Genomic DNA, 14,899 nt, shown 5'->3' with positions numbered 1-14,899 from the left:
TATTGTTTGATTCTCATAAATTACTTAAAAAGCCAACCTGTCATCAATTTCTTGATACAGTTTAATGCCTATACCAGGCTGATTAGGGACGGCTATGAAGCCATTTTCTTGCGTAAAAGATGTTTCCGATACATCTTGTTCAAAATATCGTTGACTATCGGAAATGTCACTTGGAAAAGCGATTTCTGGTAAACTGGCCAGAGCTAAATCAACGGCTCTGCCAATGTTACTACTTAACATGCCCCCAATCCAAGGTCTTATGCCAGCTTGATGGCAAAGTTTGATGGCACGCAAAGCGGCGGTAATACCACCAATTTTCCCTTGCTTAATCGTCACTGCTTGTGCAGCTTGCAAGGCAATCAGTGTCTTAATATCATCTAAGTTGTTGATACTTTCATCTAAACTCAATACTTGCTTTGTTTTTGCCTGAAAAGCTGCATGCCGAACAAAATCATGACTTGTAAATGGCTGCTCAATAAAACAAATATTTTGTGGTAAGTCGTATAATAACTCATTTGGTGACTGCGCAAAACTGCCATTTGCATCGAGCGAAAATTTTTGCTCAGGAAAATGCTCAAAATAATGTTGTGCTTTTAATTGCCTTAATACTTCTGGTGTAATTTTTAATTTAATTCGACGATAGCCATCGACCATCGCCTGTTTTATCTCAGTCGGGCTACTATTAACACCAAGCGCGATGCCAACCGGTACTTGCAGGTTAATACCATTAACCATTTCTCTCAATGACTGCTGTGTCAATTGACCGATAGCATCCCAAACAGCCATTTCCACCCCAGCCTTAGCAAATGAGCCGTGGGGGATTTGATTGGCAAGTTGGTCTGCAAATTCTATTGGTGTATGAAATGCTATTGTTTTAATGAATGGCGTGATTATTGATGTGATTATTTCTCGGCTCGTTCGTTGATTTTCTAGCGCGTAACCAAAATCAGTAAACGACTGCACCTCACCAATCCCAACCGCGGTACGATGACTTATGGTATCGACAACAGTTAATTTGATAAGTGTTAATTCACGATTAGTAGTATATTGTTGCGCTGTTTTGAATGGTTGCTTGAGTGATAATTGAATCGGCAGCCATATTAGATTTGCTATCTTATACATACTGCATTGCCTCTATAAATGCTTTAGGCTGTTCAAAATGAACATTATGACCAGCACCAGCAATAACTATTTTCTTTGCCTGGGGTATTAAGGCCATCATTTTATCACCTATTAGGTTAAATTTTTGATCATGCTCTCCTACAATAATTGTAGTTGGAAAGTCTATTTTATCCAAGTATGGCCAATAATTAGGTTGTGACCCAGTACCCATATAGATTAAAGCCTGTGCAACATTTTTGGGGTTTTGTGCCATACGTTGTCGTCGCATTTTCTGTTTACTTTCTAAAGGCATATCTTGCTGTGTTTTAAATAAAGGCAACTTTTCCCATCTCAAAACAAATGCCTCAAAGTTGTCCAATATTAACGTTGCTTTCGTCAAATCTGCTTGTTGTCTTTGTTGCCGAGCAGTTACTGAATCAATACCTGCTGTTGTACTTTCAAGTAACAATTGACTCACTCGTTGGGGGTGCGTTAAAGCAAACCCCAACGCCAACCTGCCACCCATGGAGTAACCTAAAATAGTCACTTGCGACCATTGATATTTATCTAAAATCATAGTTAGATCTTTTACCTGTTCAGACATTGTAAACCGCTGGCAATCGTCTATGGTAGGTGCTTGATTACCAAAGCCTAACAAATTCAGTGCCAACACTTCACCAGGCAGTTGCGTGATAATATCATCAAAATCATGCCATGAGCCCATGAAGCCATGGAGCAGTAACCAGCGTTTTGGTACATTACTATTTTTTTGGTAGTGGATTTGATATGGATAGTGACGTATTATCTGGATTTTATTCATGTTGGTTTAATTCCAATAACTCACGATGGTTGGCAACATTTTCTTGACGATCAAAGTTAATTTCTATTAATCTAGGGCCATGTACTTGATGAGAGAGACATTCTCCCAACGCTGCTGCCCCTTTCAACTGTATGTAAGGCATGTCATATAAATAAGCAACTTTAGACATATCAAGATCTAAAGGTGTCCCAAACATGTCTTCAAAGTACTCATCAGCCTGAGATTGCGGTAAAAAAGAAAAAATTGAACCACCATTATTGTTAATCACAATAATATCAATATTCAATTGATACTTTTTCGCCATCATTAAGCCATTCATATCATGAAACAACGTTAAATCACCGGTCAACAAAATACTACGTTGTGAGCTCACTGTGCTCATGCCTAATGCGGTTGAAACTACCCCATCAATACCATTAACACCACGATTAGCATAAATTTTTTGTGTTGTTCTTCCGGAAAATACATCATCCATATCACGAATAGCCATACTATTTGCTACGAATACTGCTGTATTTTCAGGCAATATGCGATTGAGCATACACGAAACACTTGCTTCACCCACAGCGTGACGTGGTATATCATTGAGCTGCTGCCATCGCTGATAAAATGTCATATCGTTAGTCAATGCCAACTGGGTTAAAAATGCTGTTGGCGTCATTTGAAAAGCGCGCGTCACGTGCCTTGAATGATCATTACCAGCATGCCCATCAACATGCCAAACAGGTATATTTTCTCGTTGTAACCATTGCAAGACGCGAGCTGAAACTGGCGTCCCACCAAAACGAATGACTAAATCAGGGCGATACTCATCTGTTAAATAGTGTGCTTTAATCAATGAATCAACGCCGAAAATTGTATCTGTTGTTCTTGCTCGGCTTAAAATATCTGCGATAACCGGTACCTGATGATCACGTGAAAACTGTAGTAATTCATCTTTATAATCGGCCGCCTCATTGGGTCCTGCAAGAATGACAACATGTGTTTGTTTAATAACTATTGGTAATATATGAATGTGAGTTTTTTCAAATGTCAATGGCGTAATTGACACATCATGACTATCATGTAATTTAGGCATTAGCGGTTTGCGCAAAGGTAAATTAATTTGTAGTGGTTGTCCCGTATCCATTGCCGAATGCACAAGCTTTTGCGTCATGTAATCAATATATGCAGTATTATCTTCATGCTCATCTTGCAAGGTAAAAGAAACAAAATAAGGCGTTAATTCACCAAACAGGCGATGTTGAGGCAACGTCTGTGGCGCCCCATTATCTTGTAACTCAGCTGGTCTATCAGTAGAAAGTACGATTAATGGTATATGTGAGACCTTGGCTTCGGCCACGGCAGGCATATATTCTGTAATGGCTGTCCCTGAAGTACCCAAAACTACTACTGGCTCTTGTCTGGTTTTGGCAATACCCAAAGCAAAAAAGCCAGCTGAGCGTTCATCGACATCAATATACACCACAATTTCTGAATTTTGACGTTCATATTCAGCTAACATGAGCGCAATTGGTGTGGTTCTTGAGCCCGGTGACACAACAAAATGTTTGACCCCACTTGCATATAAAGCATATAGTAAATGTTTTGTATTTATCGTTAATGTATCATTCACCATGATTATAATCCTTTAGTAATTGTTGCATAGGCTCAAATTTTAAGCCTGTTTCTTCGTATTCCTCTTCTGCAATTGAATCAGCTACTATGCCAGCACCTGCAAATAACGTTGCTATTCTGGTTGTCTGGTTGATTAGCATCGACCGAATGCCAACAGCAAATTCTCCATCACCACTGCCAGTATAATAACCAATTGGTGAAGCAAATAGACCACGAGGCTGTTTCTCGTGTGCGTTAATATAAGCCAACGCCAGTGCTTTTGGCACGCCCCCGAGTGCGGGTGTGGGATGCAATGCTGTCATGATATCAGTGATACCATATTGCGCTAACTTGCCATTAATGGGTGTGTATAAATGTTGCACCTGCTTATTTTTTAGCAGAATAGGTGTTTCCGGAACATCTAAACATGTTGTCATCGTTTGAAGTTTTTGCTTAAGTTCATGAACAACATAGGCATGTTCTTGTCTGTTTTTAACACTACTTAACAATGATTCACCAAGTAACTGATCTTCAGATGGTGTTAGGCCACGATTAATTGTGCCAGCTAAGGCAGCTGTTTCTAAATATCCTGACGATACCTTAACCAATCTTTCTGGTGTGGCAGACACAAATAATTCGTTCTGATTCTTCAAGACAACATGATATGTATTTTGCTGCACAGACAATGCCATAATAAGCTTAGCAGCATATAGCGGTCTACTTAATTGATTTTGCCGTTGTCGACCAAAAACGACTTTTTTTACTTCTTCATCGCTATTTAAATCAGTAATTAGCATTTGAGTGCGTGTCGGCCAATCTTCTTCATCCTTTGTATTAAGTATGCTAACCTGCTGTTTGAGAAGCTGTTTTGTCTTGATTAGCCAGCTGTCAAAATCATTTATGGTCTCAGAATGAAAAGTGAGACTTGACTCCGTCAATTCAACGTATATGGTTGGTAAAAACCAAAAGCCATTCATCAAAACTGAGTCTTTAAAATAAGTTTGGTTAAACTGTTGTCCACCAAATATAATTTCTCCATTAATATTGTTAAAATCGTTAGAGATTTTTTCTGCACCATAAGCAAATAACTTTTTGTCTTGATTAGGTGTTTCAAAATAAGCACTAATAGCATAAGTATCAAGCATAACTAACAACGAATGCTCATCATTAGACTTTAATGGCCGTGTAAAAGTATACTGCATGTTGAATCTACCTACCTCATCATATTAAAAAGCAACAGGCAATCGTACCCGTCGCTTTTTTAATTTTATCATTTTAAATTAATTTGCGGCAGTCGCTTGAAAATAGGCATCAATATTAAGGCAACAATTAACCCCATAACTGCTTGCACGACATTTCCAATAATCGAAGCAACTCCGGCAGTCCAGTTATATAGTAACGTGCCTGCTAACATATAACCAATCACCATGATATTTGAACCAACAACTAGTCCAACAACTTGACTTAACAGTTGTTTTTGGAAACCAAAATAACCAACAACTAAACCTTCAAGTCCATGAATGATTAGAGAAAAAAACATCCACTGTGGGTAACCAGCAAACAAATCAAGTAACAGGCCACTTAAACCACCAACAATCATACCACTTTTAGCCCCGCCTAACATAGCCGCAACAAAAATACCTGCTTCGACTAAGTTGACAAAACCATTCGTTGCTGGCACTGGAATTTTAACCACATAAGAAAGTGCCACATTAAAAGCAATAATCACAGCTATAATTGCTAACCACCTAGTTTGATGTTTTTGTCCCATCACAAAGACCTCCGTGCGCCTTGCCAAACATTACCAAAATCAAATTGATTATTCAACTTAACACCATGTTTAATACCCTGCCAAACAAAATCTTTTGCGTCTGATAGCGCCAGATTAACAGTCACATTATTTTGACTCAGATTGGCAGCCAAACTTGCTGATAAGCTACATCCAGCACCACTATGATAAGGCTGGCTTCTTACTATCTTGTCTTGTTTAAATAGACTAAACTGGTGCCCATCATAAAGAACATCTACGGCCTGATTTCCTAAAATTTGACTGCCACCTTTAATAACAACATATGTTGGCCCTAGCTGAAATATTTCTTTCGCAGCATTTCTCATGTCATTCACATCACTGATATCATGACCAGACAATATTTCAGCCTCCTTGAGATTAGGTGTCAATATCGTCGCAAATGGTAATATTTTTTCAGTGAGTGCTTTGGCTAAAAAATGCGTGTCAACTATCTGTGTTTCTTTAAAGGCCATCACTGGATCAACAATAATTGGTATATTTTTAATGTGCTGAAGATGTTCAGCAACAATCTCAATACTGGCTACAGTAGGCAAAAAGCCAATCTTAATAGCTCGAATATCGTCTAAAGCCAAAACAGAATTAAGTTGTTCAGCAATAATATGCGGTGCTATTGGAAAAACCTGAAAGTCTTTAGTCGTCACGGTAACAATGGCAGTTGTTACTGCTAAACCAAAATAACCATACTCTGAAAATGTTGCTAAATCAGCTTGAATCCCGCCACCACTCAGTGAATCGGAGCCAGCAATTGTTAAAATTTTATCTGGCATATCAATATATTCCTTGTTCTTTATTTAGCAGATGCCACAAAGCTAATATTATGTCCGTCATCATGAACACTTGTTACAATAGCATCTTGGCCGCCCGAAGTAATCGACCATGAGTAGTAACGGCCATGGGCTTTAGCCCAATTAATGGCTTCAGAAATTGATTTACCTTTTAATTGTGCTGATTCCTTAATACTGTCATCTTGCTTATCTTGACGACTTGAAGCATTTTGGTGACTTGAACTGCTTGCCGATGACTCCGACCGGCTAGACGATGCTGGCTGACTACTTTCTGCTGATTGGCTGTTCTGGCTACTGCCCGAATCAATCGTCTCATCAATGGTCTTACTCTGGACCGATTTTTGAACGATTGGTGCAGTCGTTTTGGGAGAAGAAGTATAACCAACAATAATGAAAACAACTAAACTTATAATAAGTAACGCCGCAACACCTATAAAAGTATTGCGAACGCGATGACGCTTTTGACGGAATTTTGGGCGATGATAATTATTATCTGTCATAAATACACCTCTCAGTTTCTACTATTATACCAAATAACAACTTAATACTGCCAATAGTTTTTATGATAAGATTAAGGTAATGCTTTCTAGGAGAATTACTGCGTATGAAGAACACAAACTTAGCACGTATCGCAATAAAAGATATACTCATGATTGCCATTGGTACGGGCTTCTACGGTTGGGCGCTGATCAACATTAATATCCCTAACCGTCTTGCAGAAGGCGGTATTTCTGGTATTACTTTGATTTTACGTGCCTTATTTCAATGGAATCCTGCTTATACCAATTTGATTTTAAATATCCCACTGCTTATATTAGGGTATCGGGTATTAGGTCGTCGCTCACTGATTTATACAATTTGGGGAATTTCATCGTTGTCCATATGGCTTTATGTTTGGCAAATGATACCCATGCCGCCAGCGCTTCATCAAGATATGCTAATCGCCGGTCTGTTAGCTGGTTTAATTGCCGGTATCGGCTTAGGTATAGTCTTTCGTTTCGGTGGCACGTCCGGTGGTACGGACGTCGTTGCGCGTATCATGGAGCAAAAATTCGGTATCCAAATTGGACGTACAATGTTTGCTTTAGATGCGGTTGTGTTGTTACTATCATTAGTCTACATTGATATTGTGCATATGATGTACACCCTAATTGCTTCGTTTGTTTTCGCACAAGTTGTTGGTTTAACACAACAAGGCGCCTATGCTGCAAGGTCATTTATGATTTTTACTGATTATCCCGAAGAAATTTCACATGCCATCATGGATGAACTTGAGCGCGGCACGAGTTTACTAAAATCCGAAGGTGGATACTCTCATCGCGAACAACGCGTTGTATACGCAGTTGTCGACCCGTCTGAAGTTAATACAGTGCAACATATTATTGAAGAAATTGATCCTAAAGCTTTTGTGTCCATTTTTGCTACACAGGAACAGTTGGGCGAAGGCTTTTCTTACTTACGTCCAAAGAAAAAATTTATACTATTTTAACGTCCAAAAAAGCAGGTCTGCCAGATTAAAGGTAGCCCTGCTTTTTATAATTGTTTTTGCATATGTGTATAAGCATGTGCACCTATTCTTAAACGACCAACTGCTTTAAATCCTGAACGTTCATACAATTTTTGTGCCCTAGGATTACTGTCATCAACATTCAAGCCAATCAGTTGATGGCCTTTCTGTTGCGCATGATTACTGGCTGCGGCAATTAACGCTTTACCAATACCCTGGCCTCGCGCATATGATGCAACAACGATAGAATCGATATACCATTCATTCTCAAAAACTTCAGAGTCACTAAACAACCAACGATGATAGCTATACTTGTCAGCCAAAACGTTTTGAACTGCCTCATCTAAAATAGGCTCATCGGTGTCGGGATAACCAAATAAGACGCCTAACAGCAAGCCCTCATTATCCTTGGCAACTATGGCGCGACTATAATGATAACGGCTTTTATCAGATTGCCTAACGGCAATTTGCCAAGCATTTTGAACCTCAGTAACCGTTAGTTCATCGTAAACTGCTAGTTCCATATCATTAAAAATGACCTGTTCCAGATCTAAAATAGCCTGTTGATCTTCTTCTGAAGCATAGGTTATTATCATACTTTCTCCTCTGGGGCGATCATTGTCAACCCAATACGTTGCCTTTTTTGATCAACTTCAACAACCCAAACGTTAACAATATCTCCAACTGAAACAATCTCAGACGGGTGCTTAACGCGGCGTTTAACTAGCCGAGATATATGGACTAAGCCATCATGCTTCACTCCCAAGTCAACGAAGACACCAAAATCAACAACGTTACGAACTGTGCCTTGTAATTTCATGCCTGGTTGCAAATCTTCAATATGCAATACATCAGATTTTAATAAAGCGCCCACCATTTCTGAACGCCCATCACGGCCCGGCTTTTTTAGGCTGCCAACAATATCATGTAGTGTTTCTATACCGATACCTAGTTGATTTGCTGTCATTTGATTGTCATAGCGCATCAAACGTTCATTTGCAGGGGCCGTCGCTAATTGCTGTGCTTTAATATCTGCGAGGTCTAATAATTTTTTAGCAGCAGTATAACTTTCTGGATGGATATCTGTATTATCTAAGATATTTTTACCATCTAAAATACGTAAAAAGCCAGCGGCTTGTTCATAAGCTTTAGGTCCAAGTCGAGGTACCTTTTTCAAATCAATACGTGATGTGAACACGCCATTATTATCACGATAGTCTACAATATTTTGTGCTAAGGTTGTATTGAGACCAGCAATATGTGTTAATAATGGTGCGCTAGCCGTATTTAAATTGACACCAACTTGATTGACCGCTTTCTCAACAACTTGGCCTACTTGTTCATCAAGCATTTTAGTATTCAAATCGTGTTGATACTGTCCAACACCAACTGACTTTGGATCAATTTTAATCAATTCAGCCAAAGGGTCTTGTATACGCCGACCAATCGATATAGCCGATCGTTCTTCAACATGAAGCTGTGGGAATTCTGAGCGTGCTTCTTCAGAAGCAGAATAAACAGAAGCCCCAGCTTCATTGACAATACTGTATTGCACGCCACTTGGTAAGTTATTAGCCACAAATTCCTGCGACTCTCGAGAAGCTGTGCCATTGCCAATTGCAACTAATGCCACATCAAACTCGTGTATCAAACTTTGAAAACGCTTGGCTGCTTCTTGTCGCTGCTTTTCACTAGCTGGCTTATGTGGATAAATAACTTCTTTTTTTAAAAAACGGCCATTTGCATCAATAATCGCTAATTTGGAACCAGTCCTAAATCCGGGATCAAATCCCATAACAATTTTATTTTTCAGTGGTGCTTGCATCAGTAAATGATATAAGTTGTCCCCAAAAACCTTAATTGCTTGTCCTTGAGCCAACACTGTTAACTCTTGACGTAATTCACGCGCGACTGCCGGTTGGATAAAACGTTTGTAAGCATCGTCAATTGCTGAAAGTAATACTTGATACCCTTCACCACTGTCGCCTTGCCCGTTGCGCTCCTTAATTTGTATAAAGTGACGCATACGCTCTTCAGAAAAATCAATTTTTACACTTAAAACACCATCTTTTTCACCGCGGTTCACAGCTAAAATACGAAAAGTATTCTTTTGGAGTGATTTTAATGATTCACTATAATCATAGTACTGCGCATAAACACCTTGTTCATCTTTCTCTTCACCGTCACGTTTAACTGTAACAGTTAAAAAACCATCACGCTGCATACGCTCACGCAACCACTGACGATAGATGGCTTTTTCACCAATTTGCTCGGCTATTATTTCATGTAAGCCAGCCAAGACAGTAGCAGCATCAGCCAACGCGTCATTAATATATGCTTCTGTTGGTATTTCTTCAGATAAATGTGTCAGGACAAAATCAGCTAGTGGCTGTAACCCATTTTCTCTGGCAATCATGGCTTTTGTACGCTTTTTTTGTTTATATGGTAAATATAAGTCTTCAACATCTTGCAGGGTTGCTGCTGTGATAATAGCCGCTTGTAAGGTTGCTGTCAATTTTTGTTGTGTGGCAATGGCTTTCAACACTGTCTTCTTGCGATCAGTTAGATCCTTTATATGGCGTGCTGTGACTTGAACGTCATGAATTTGGACTTCATCAAGGCCACCCGTCATTTCTTTGCGATATCGTGAAATGAATGGTACTGTTGCACCATCACGCAAAAATTCTAGCGTCGCAGTTGTTTGCTTAACACCTATTGTCAAGTGCTTGGCTACCTGCTTAGCTAAATCGGTATCAGTTATATCATAATTTATTAAATCGGTTACGCTAGTCATTATTTATTTTTCTTTCTAGAAGTGATTAATTAATTGTCATTCAGCTTTTATCGTACGAATAAGTCCATTATAACTTATTTTCATATTAGGCTTCAAATGTCTAATTTAAAAGACGTATCGCTAAAGTCAACACGTCTTTTTAAATATTATTTTTTATTTTTCAAATCTATTTCTTGTGCATTACGTAATCGATTAATATGGACAATCAAAAAAGTGAGTTCTTCTTTTGTCATTTTCTTATCGTAAACTGTTGTTAGATAATCTTTTATTGTAAAAGCAACTTCCGTTGCCTTTGGATAAGCAGTGGCCACAGTTTCAAATAGTTTACTGTTATCATCAATGAGCATCTTATCGGCAAAAAAACGTTCCGCAAAGAATTTTAAATGTGTAATAAAGCGTTGATAATGAACACTTTCAATATCAATATTTTGCCCCATACTATGTCTTAAAATAGTTGTCATACTTGAAATTAAATTGGCGTAATTCAAACCATCTTTTTTAATACCCTCTGCTGTTTGCGCATTGATAAGGTGAAAAGCAATATTAGCAGCTTCTTCTTCTGGTAAGACAATGTTCATTTGTTTTTCTATAACTTGTAAAGCAAAAAGACCTAAATCAAATTCTTCAGGGTAATAGTTTTTCATTTCCCAAAATGCACGGTTGGTAATATTTATGCCCGTCATTGCTCTTTCAATCGCAAAATTAAGATGATCACTTAGCATGATGTATAGCATTGGGTTAAGCTTGGTATTGAGCCGTTTTTCTGCCTCAGATACAATACGCCGGGTCGCATCTAAAATTGTAATTGGAATTGCTTCTAAGAGCTGAACATACTCTTTTATTTCCGTATTGTTTAACGGCATAAATGTTTGGTTGACAATAGATTCGTCCACTTTGTCCCCATTTTTTTTACCGTACCCGATGCCTTTTCCAAATAGAATAAACTCTTGTTGCTGGTTATCTACAGCAATAACCGCATTGGCATTTAATGATTTTTTTACCAGCATCAGCTTAACCCCTAATCTAGGTCCGCACCGTTTGATGCAATAACCTTTTTATACCAATAAAATGACGCCTTTTTTGAACGCTTGCGCGTACCCTTACCATAATCATCTTGATCAACATATATGAAACCATACCGTTTCGACATTTGAGACGTGGAAACACTGATACTATCAATTGGCGCCCAACTCGTGAAACCAAACAAATCCACTCCTTGAGATACGGCACGCGACATCGCTGCAATATGTGCTTTTAACTAGTTAATGCGATAATCATCATTAATTGTGCCATCGACATTAGTTTTATCAGTTGCGCCCATGCCATTTTCAACCACAATCAATGGTACACGGTATCGATCGTAAAGTTCTAATAGTGAAATTTCTAAGCCAACTGGGTCTATCTGCCACCCCCATTCAGTTGAAGCTAAGTAAGGATTTTTGACGCTCATAATCGTGTTACCAGCTGCTTTTTCCTTTGTTGGGTCGGCAGATTCGGTTCTTGACATATAATAGCTGAAAGCAAGATAATCTGCTGTCCCTTTTTTTAAAACGGCATCATCATCTTTGCCCTTTTTAATTTCAATCCCTTTATTTTTTAAGTAACGTTCATACAGTGGTGGGTAGGTGCCAAATACTTGAACATCTGCTGGCGCATAATTGTCTAGGTTACGCTGTAAAGCAAGTAGGACATCATCTGGATTAGCTGTGTTTGGATAGGTCGTTAATTTTGTCAACATCGAGCCCATCCGACTACTTGGACTCATTTGGTGCAATAATGTTGTAGCTTTAGCTGCCGCAACATATTGATGATGTAACGACTGATAGACAGCTGATTCTAAATTATCATCAGGTATTTGATCGGGTATTAATCCCGCGGTGATAAATGGATGCCTACCGACACTATCAATTTCATTAAAGGTCAACCAATATTTAACGTACTCGCCAAAAGATTCAAAAGCTGCTTGCGCATATGTCACAAAGAAATCAATCAACCGACGATCTAACCAACCGTGATATTTTTTACTTAAATATAATGGCATTTCATAATGTGATAAAGTCACAATAGGTTCGATATGATGCTTTTTTAATGCCTTAAACACTGATTGATAATAAGCCACACCTTGAGGATTAGGCTCAATTTCTTCGCCTGTTGGAAATAAACGTGTCCAAGCGATGGAAATACGTAACGTTTTAAATCCCATCTCAGCAAATAGCGCGATATCATCCTCATAATGATGGTAAAAATCTATTCCTCGACGTTTGGGATAATAAGTTTCGTCGCTAGACTTTTCAGCTTGTATAATATCCTCATATGTCACCGTGTTATGGCCTGCATAATCACTGACATCCAAATGGGGTTTAAATTTAGCAACATCTGCGACAGATATGCCTTTCCCACCTTCACGCCAAGCACCTTCGACTTGATTTGCCGCAATAGCGCCACCCCATAAAAAATCTGCTTTAAAACTCATTAAACTGTCTCCAATCCTTTTACATTATCATGGTTCTTTGATTTTGTTGATTTTTTTGCATCCTTGCTTAGTTGCAATGATGCACCCTGAGGGTTTGTAATGATTATCATTGTTGTATCGTCAAACCCAGCCGCTTTAATACCTTCACGGTTAAAACGAACTAACAAATCACCCTGTTTGACTTTCTGACCAGCTGTAACAGCAACATCAAAGAACTGGCCTTTCAAATTAACGGTATCTATACCAATATGAAACAAGATTTCATCTCCTTCGCTTGTTTTCATACCAATAGCATGATTTGTGTTGTAAACCATCTCAATAAGACCATCAGTTGGTGCATATAGTTTCCCCTCCGAAGGTATAATCGCAACACCATCTCCTAATGTTTTATTCGAAAAAACAGCATCATTAACAGATGAAAGTGGTATGATTTTCCCCGCCATAGGTGATGGCAAAATCACACTACGGTTAGTGGGCGCTTCGTTTTCAGATAATAATGCGTCTTTTTGATTAACAGGATCTTGCCATAATATTGCTACAGCAGTAAATGAAGCAATGAAAGAAACAATTAAACCAATAACGGCAAACAAGAGGTTGTTTGGTAAAGTTTTAGAAATAAACATTGATAAACTGGCTAAACCAGGCCCAACTGCGACATATGCCTCAACACCCATTAATCCCAATGAAGCGCCACCAATAAAACTACCAAGCATTACACCATATAGTACACGCTTATGCAAAATAGTTACACCGTAAATAGCTGGTTCTGTGATACCAAACAGTGCTGATATACCAGCTGATAAAGCAGTCGCCTTAAGCCCCTTATCTTTTGTTCTTAAAGCAACAGCGAATGAACCACCAGCTTCGGAGATATTATGTGCCAGTGAAGCAGCATTATAAATCACTTCTTTACCAGTTTGACCAAGCGAGGTGACCACATAGGGAATCATTGCCTTATGCATGCCTGTGACAACCATGAATGGTAATACAGCCGCTAATATAGCCACAGCAATCCAACCAAATTTTGAGAAAATAAATAGAATAACAGCTGCAAACCCTTGCCCAAAAGTATAACCAATTGGTCCCAAAACGAGTAGTGTTAAGGGGACAACAATCAATAAACTAACCATTGGTACAAAGAAGCCTCTAATAACTTTAGGTGTTACTTTGGTGAGGTATTTTTCTAACTGCGCATAAACCAAGATAGCTAAGATTGCTGGGAACACTTGGTATGCGTATGTAATGTTTTTAATACCAAACGAGAAGAGATGTCCACCCCCGCTACTAGCTAACATCGTTGCGAGATTTGGGGTAAGCAATGCTGCAACTGCTGAAACGGCTACTAAAGGATTCACTTTTAGTTTATTAGCTGTTGTAATTGCTACTAATAACGGTAAAAAGTACAATGGTGCGTCACCAACAAAATAAAGAATTTTATAGGTTTGTGTCGTGTCACTCATTAAGCCTAACATATTAGCTAACATTAAAAATGACTTTAAAATACCACCACCTGCAATCGCTGGAATTAGTGGTTGAAAAATTCCAATAATAAAATCAAGCACAATAGCAGATAATTTTTTGTTTTGCTTAGTTCCTGTGGCTGTTAGGTTATCATTATTACTTTCAGATAACAGTTTTTTCACAGCGTTATAGGTATCAGCAACATCATTACCAATAACTACTTGAGTCTGACCACCGGTTTGTGCTAAACCTAAAACACCAGTTAATGATTTAATTTTTTCTTTGTCAACAATACTGTCATCTCTTAATGTAAAACGTAAGCGTGTCGAACAATGTACCAAATCTTCAACATTCGCCTGTCCACCAACTGCAAGAAGTATGTCACTTGCTAGTTTATTCTGATCTATTGCCATTTTCTGCCTCCAAATTGATTATTTTTATTTGACGTGATCAAGGTCAAATAAAAAGCCGAATCCATAAAACAACTTAGTAATCACTACTTAGTCATTTCATCAATTCGGCCATGCCTGAATTTCTCAGTTACATACCAGA

General features: G+C 38.5%; 12 protein-coding genes and 1 pseudogene. 1 reads left to right on the top strand and 12 read right to left on the bottom strand.

Annotated elements, in window-relative coordinates; all coding sequences use genetic code 11:
* Positions 1-24: 24 nt before the first annotated feature.
* The 7 genes from menC to C5L21_RS05315 form a co-directional block, all read right to left on the bottom strand.
* Positions 25-1,122 (bottom strand): o-succinylbenzoate synthase, encoded by a 1,098-nt coding sequence (gene menC, locus C5L21_RS05345; RefSeq protein WP_004908724.1) that lies wholly within the window; start codon positions 1,120-1,122, stop codon positions 25-27.
* A complete protein-coding gene (gene menH / locus C5L21_RS05340; protein WP_004900598.1) occupies positions 1,115-1,921 on the bottom strand; it encodes a 2-succinyl-6-hydroxy-2,4-cyclohexadiene-1-carboxylate synthase in 807 nt (268 codons plus the stop codon). The genes menC and menH overlap by 8 nt, the downstream gene beginning before the upstream one ends.
* Positions 1,914-3,539 carry a 2-succinyl-5-enolpyruvyl-6-hydroxy-3-cyclohexene-1-carboxylic-acid synthase gene (gene menD, locus C5L21_RS05335; protein ID WP_040176957.1) on the bottom strand — a complete coding sequence of 542 codons (1,626 nt, stop codon included), beginning with the start codon at positions 3,537-3,539 and terminating at the stop codon, positions 1,914-1,916. Before menD ends, menH begins: the two co-directional genes overlap by 8 nt.
* On the bottom strand, positions 3,529-4,719 hold the full coding sequence (locus C5L21_RS05330) for an isochorismate synthase (protein ID WP_085699174.1): 1,191 nt from the start codon (positions 4,717-4,719) through the stop codon (positions 3,529-3,531). Before C5L21_RS05330 ends, menD begins: the two co-directional genes overlap by 11 nt.
* Before the next feature lie 68 nt (positions 4,720-4,787).
* Positions 4,788-5,288, bottom strand: a complete 501-nt coding sequence (locus C5L21_RS05325) for an ECF transporter S component (protein WP_085699176.1) — start codon at positions 5,286-5,288, stop codon at positions 4,788-4,790.
* On the bottom strand, positions 5,288-6,094 hold the full coding sequence (locus tag C5L21_RS05320; RefSeq protein ID WP_085699178.1) for a bifunctional hydroxymethylpyrimidine kinase/phosphomethylpyrimidine kinase: 807 nt from the start codon (positions 6,092-6,094) through the stop codon (positions 5,288-5,290). The genes C5L21_RS05325 and C5L21_RS05320 overlap by 1 nt, the downstream gene beginning before the upstream one ends.
* Before the next feature lie 20 nt (positions 6,095-6,114).
* A complete protein-coding gene (locus C5L21_RS05315; RefSeq protein ID WP_085699180.1) occupies positions 6,115-6,612 on the bottom strand; it encodes a hypothetical protein in 498 nt (165 codons plus the stop codon).
* A gap of 104 nt (positions 6,613-6,716) precedes the next feature.
* Here C5L21_RS05315 and C5L21_RS05310 point away from each other — a divergent pair, with 104 nt between their 5' ends.
* Positions 6,717-7,601 (top strand): YitT family protein, encoded by an 885-nt coding sequence (locus C5L21_RS05310; RefSeq protein ID WP_004900620.1) that lies wholly within the window; start codon positions 6,717-6,719, stop codon positions 7,599-7,601.
* 44 nt (positions 7,602-7,645) lie between these two features.
* Here C5L21_RS05310 and C5L21_RS05305 read toward each other — a convergent pair whose 3' ends face one another.
* The 5 genes and pseudogenes from C5L21_RS05305 to C5L21_RS05285 all read right to left on the bottom strand — a co-directional run bounded on the left by C5L21_RS05305 (position 7,646) and on the right by C5L21_RS05285 (position 14,760).
* The gene (locus C5L21_RS05305) at positions 7,646-8,215 is read right to left on the bottom strand and encodes a GNAT family N-acetyltransferase (RefSeq protein ID WP_085699182.1); all 570 of its coding nucleotides are present in this window, start codon (positions 8,213-8,215) and stop codon (positions 7,646-7,648) included.
* On the bottom strand, positions 8,212-10,413 hold the full coding sequence (locus tag C5L21_RS05300) for a Tex family protein (RefSeq protein ID WP_085699184.1): 2,202 nt from the start codon (positions 10,411-10,413) through the stop codon (positions 8,212-8,214). The genes C5L21_RS05305 and C5L21_RS05300 overlap by 4 nt, the downstream gene beginning before the upstream one ends.
* A gap of 146 nt (positions 10,414-10,559) precedes the next feature.
* The gene (locus tag C5L21_RS05295; protein ID WP_085699186.1) at positions 10,560-11,420 is read right to left on the bottom strand and encodes a PRD domain-containing protein; all 861 of its coding nucleotides are present in this window, start codon (positions 11,418-11,420) and stop codon (positions 10,560-10,562) included.
* Between the two features lie 11 nt (positions 11,421-11,431).
* A pseudogene (locus C5L21_RS05290) lies at positions 11,432-12,886 on the bottom strand (family 1 glycosylhydrolase).
* The gene (locus C5L21_RS05285; protein WP_133286137.1) at positions 12,886-14,760 is read right to left on the bottom strand and encodes a beta-glucoside-specific PTS transporter subunit IIABC; all 1,875 of its coding nucleotides are present in this window, start codon (positions 14,758-14,760) and stop codon (positions 12,886-12,888) included. The pseudogene C5L21_RS05290 and the gene C5L21_RS05285 overlap by 1 nt, the downstream one beginning before the upstream one ends.
* Between the last annotated feature and the right edge of the window lie 139 nt (positions 14,761-14,899).

The sequence above is a fragment of the Leuconostoc citreum genome (genome assembly GCF_004354555.1).
GTDB lineage: Bacteria > Bacillota > Bacilli > Lactobacillales > Lactobacillaceae > Leuconostoc > Leuconostoc citreum.
Note: the sequence above shows the minus strand (reverse complement) of the source record. Positions and strands in the feature narration are given on the sequence as shown.

What these genes read in the sequence shown, in the direction of transcription:
- menH (WP_004900598.1), bottom strand. Translation starts at nt 1,921, where the DNA reads ATGAATAAAATCCAGATAATACGTCACTATCCATATCAAATCCACTAC.
- menD (WP_040176957.1), bottom strand. Translation starts at nt 3,539, where the DNA reads ATGGTGAATGATACATTAACGATAAATACAAAACATTTACTATATGCT.
- C5L21_RS05315 (WP_085699180.1), bottom strand. Translation starts at nt 6,612, where the DNA reads ATGACAGATAATAATTATCATCGCCCAAAATTCCGTCAAAAGCGTCAT.
- C5L21_RS05295 (WP_085699186.1), bottom strand. Translation starts at nt 11,420, where the DNA reads ATGCTGGTAAAAAAATCATTAAATGCCAATGCGGTTATTGCTGTAGAT.
- menC (WP_004908724.1), bottom strand. Translation starts at nt 1,122, where the DNA reads ATGTATAAGATAGCAAATCTAATATGGCTGCCGATTCAATTATCACTC.
- C5L21_RS05310 (WP_004900620.1), top strand. Translation starts at nt 6,717, where the DNA reads ATGAAGAACACAAACTTAGCACGTATCGCAATAAAAGATATACTCATG.
- C5L21_RS05320 (WP_085699178.1), bottom strand. Translation starts at nt 6,094, where the DNA reads ATGCCAGATAAAATTTTAACAATTGCTGGCTCCGATTCACTGAGTGGT.
- C5L21_RS05305 (WP_085699182.1), bottom strand. Translation starts at nt 8,215, where the DNA reads ATGATAATAACCTATGCTTCAGAAGAAGATCAACAGGCTATTTTAGAT.
- C5L21_RS05325 (WP_085699176.1), bottom strand. Translation starts at nt 5,288, where the DNA reads ATGGGACAAAAACATCAAACTAGGTGGTTAGCAATTATAGCTGTGATT.
- C5L21_RS05300 (WP_085699184.1), bottom strand. Translation starts at nt 10,413, where the DNA reads ATGACTAGCGTAACCGATTTAATAAATTATGATATAACTGATACCGAT.
- C5L21_RS05285 (WP_133286137.1), bottom strand. Translation starts at nt 14,760, where the DNA reads ATGGCAATAGATCAGAATAAACTAGCAAGTGACATACTTCTTGCAGTT.
- C5L21_RS05330 (WP_085699174.1), bottom strand. Translation starts at nt 4,719, where the DNA reads ATGCAGTATACTTTTACACGGCCATTAAAGTCTAATGATGAGCATTCG.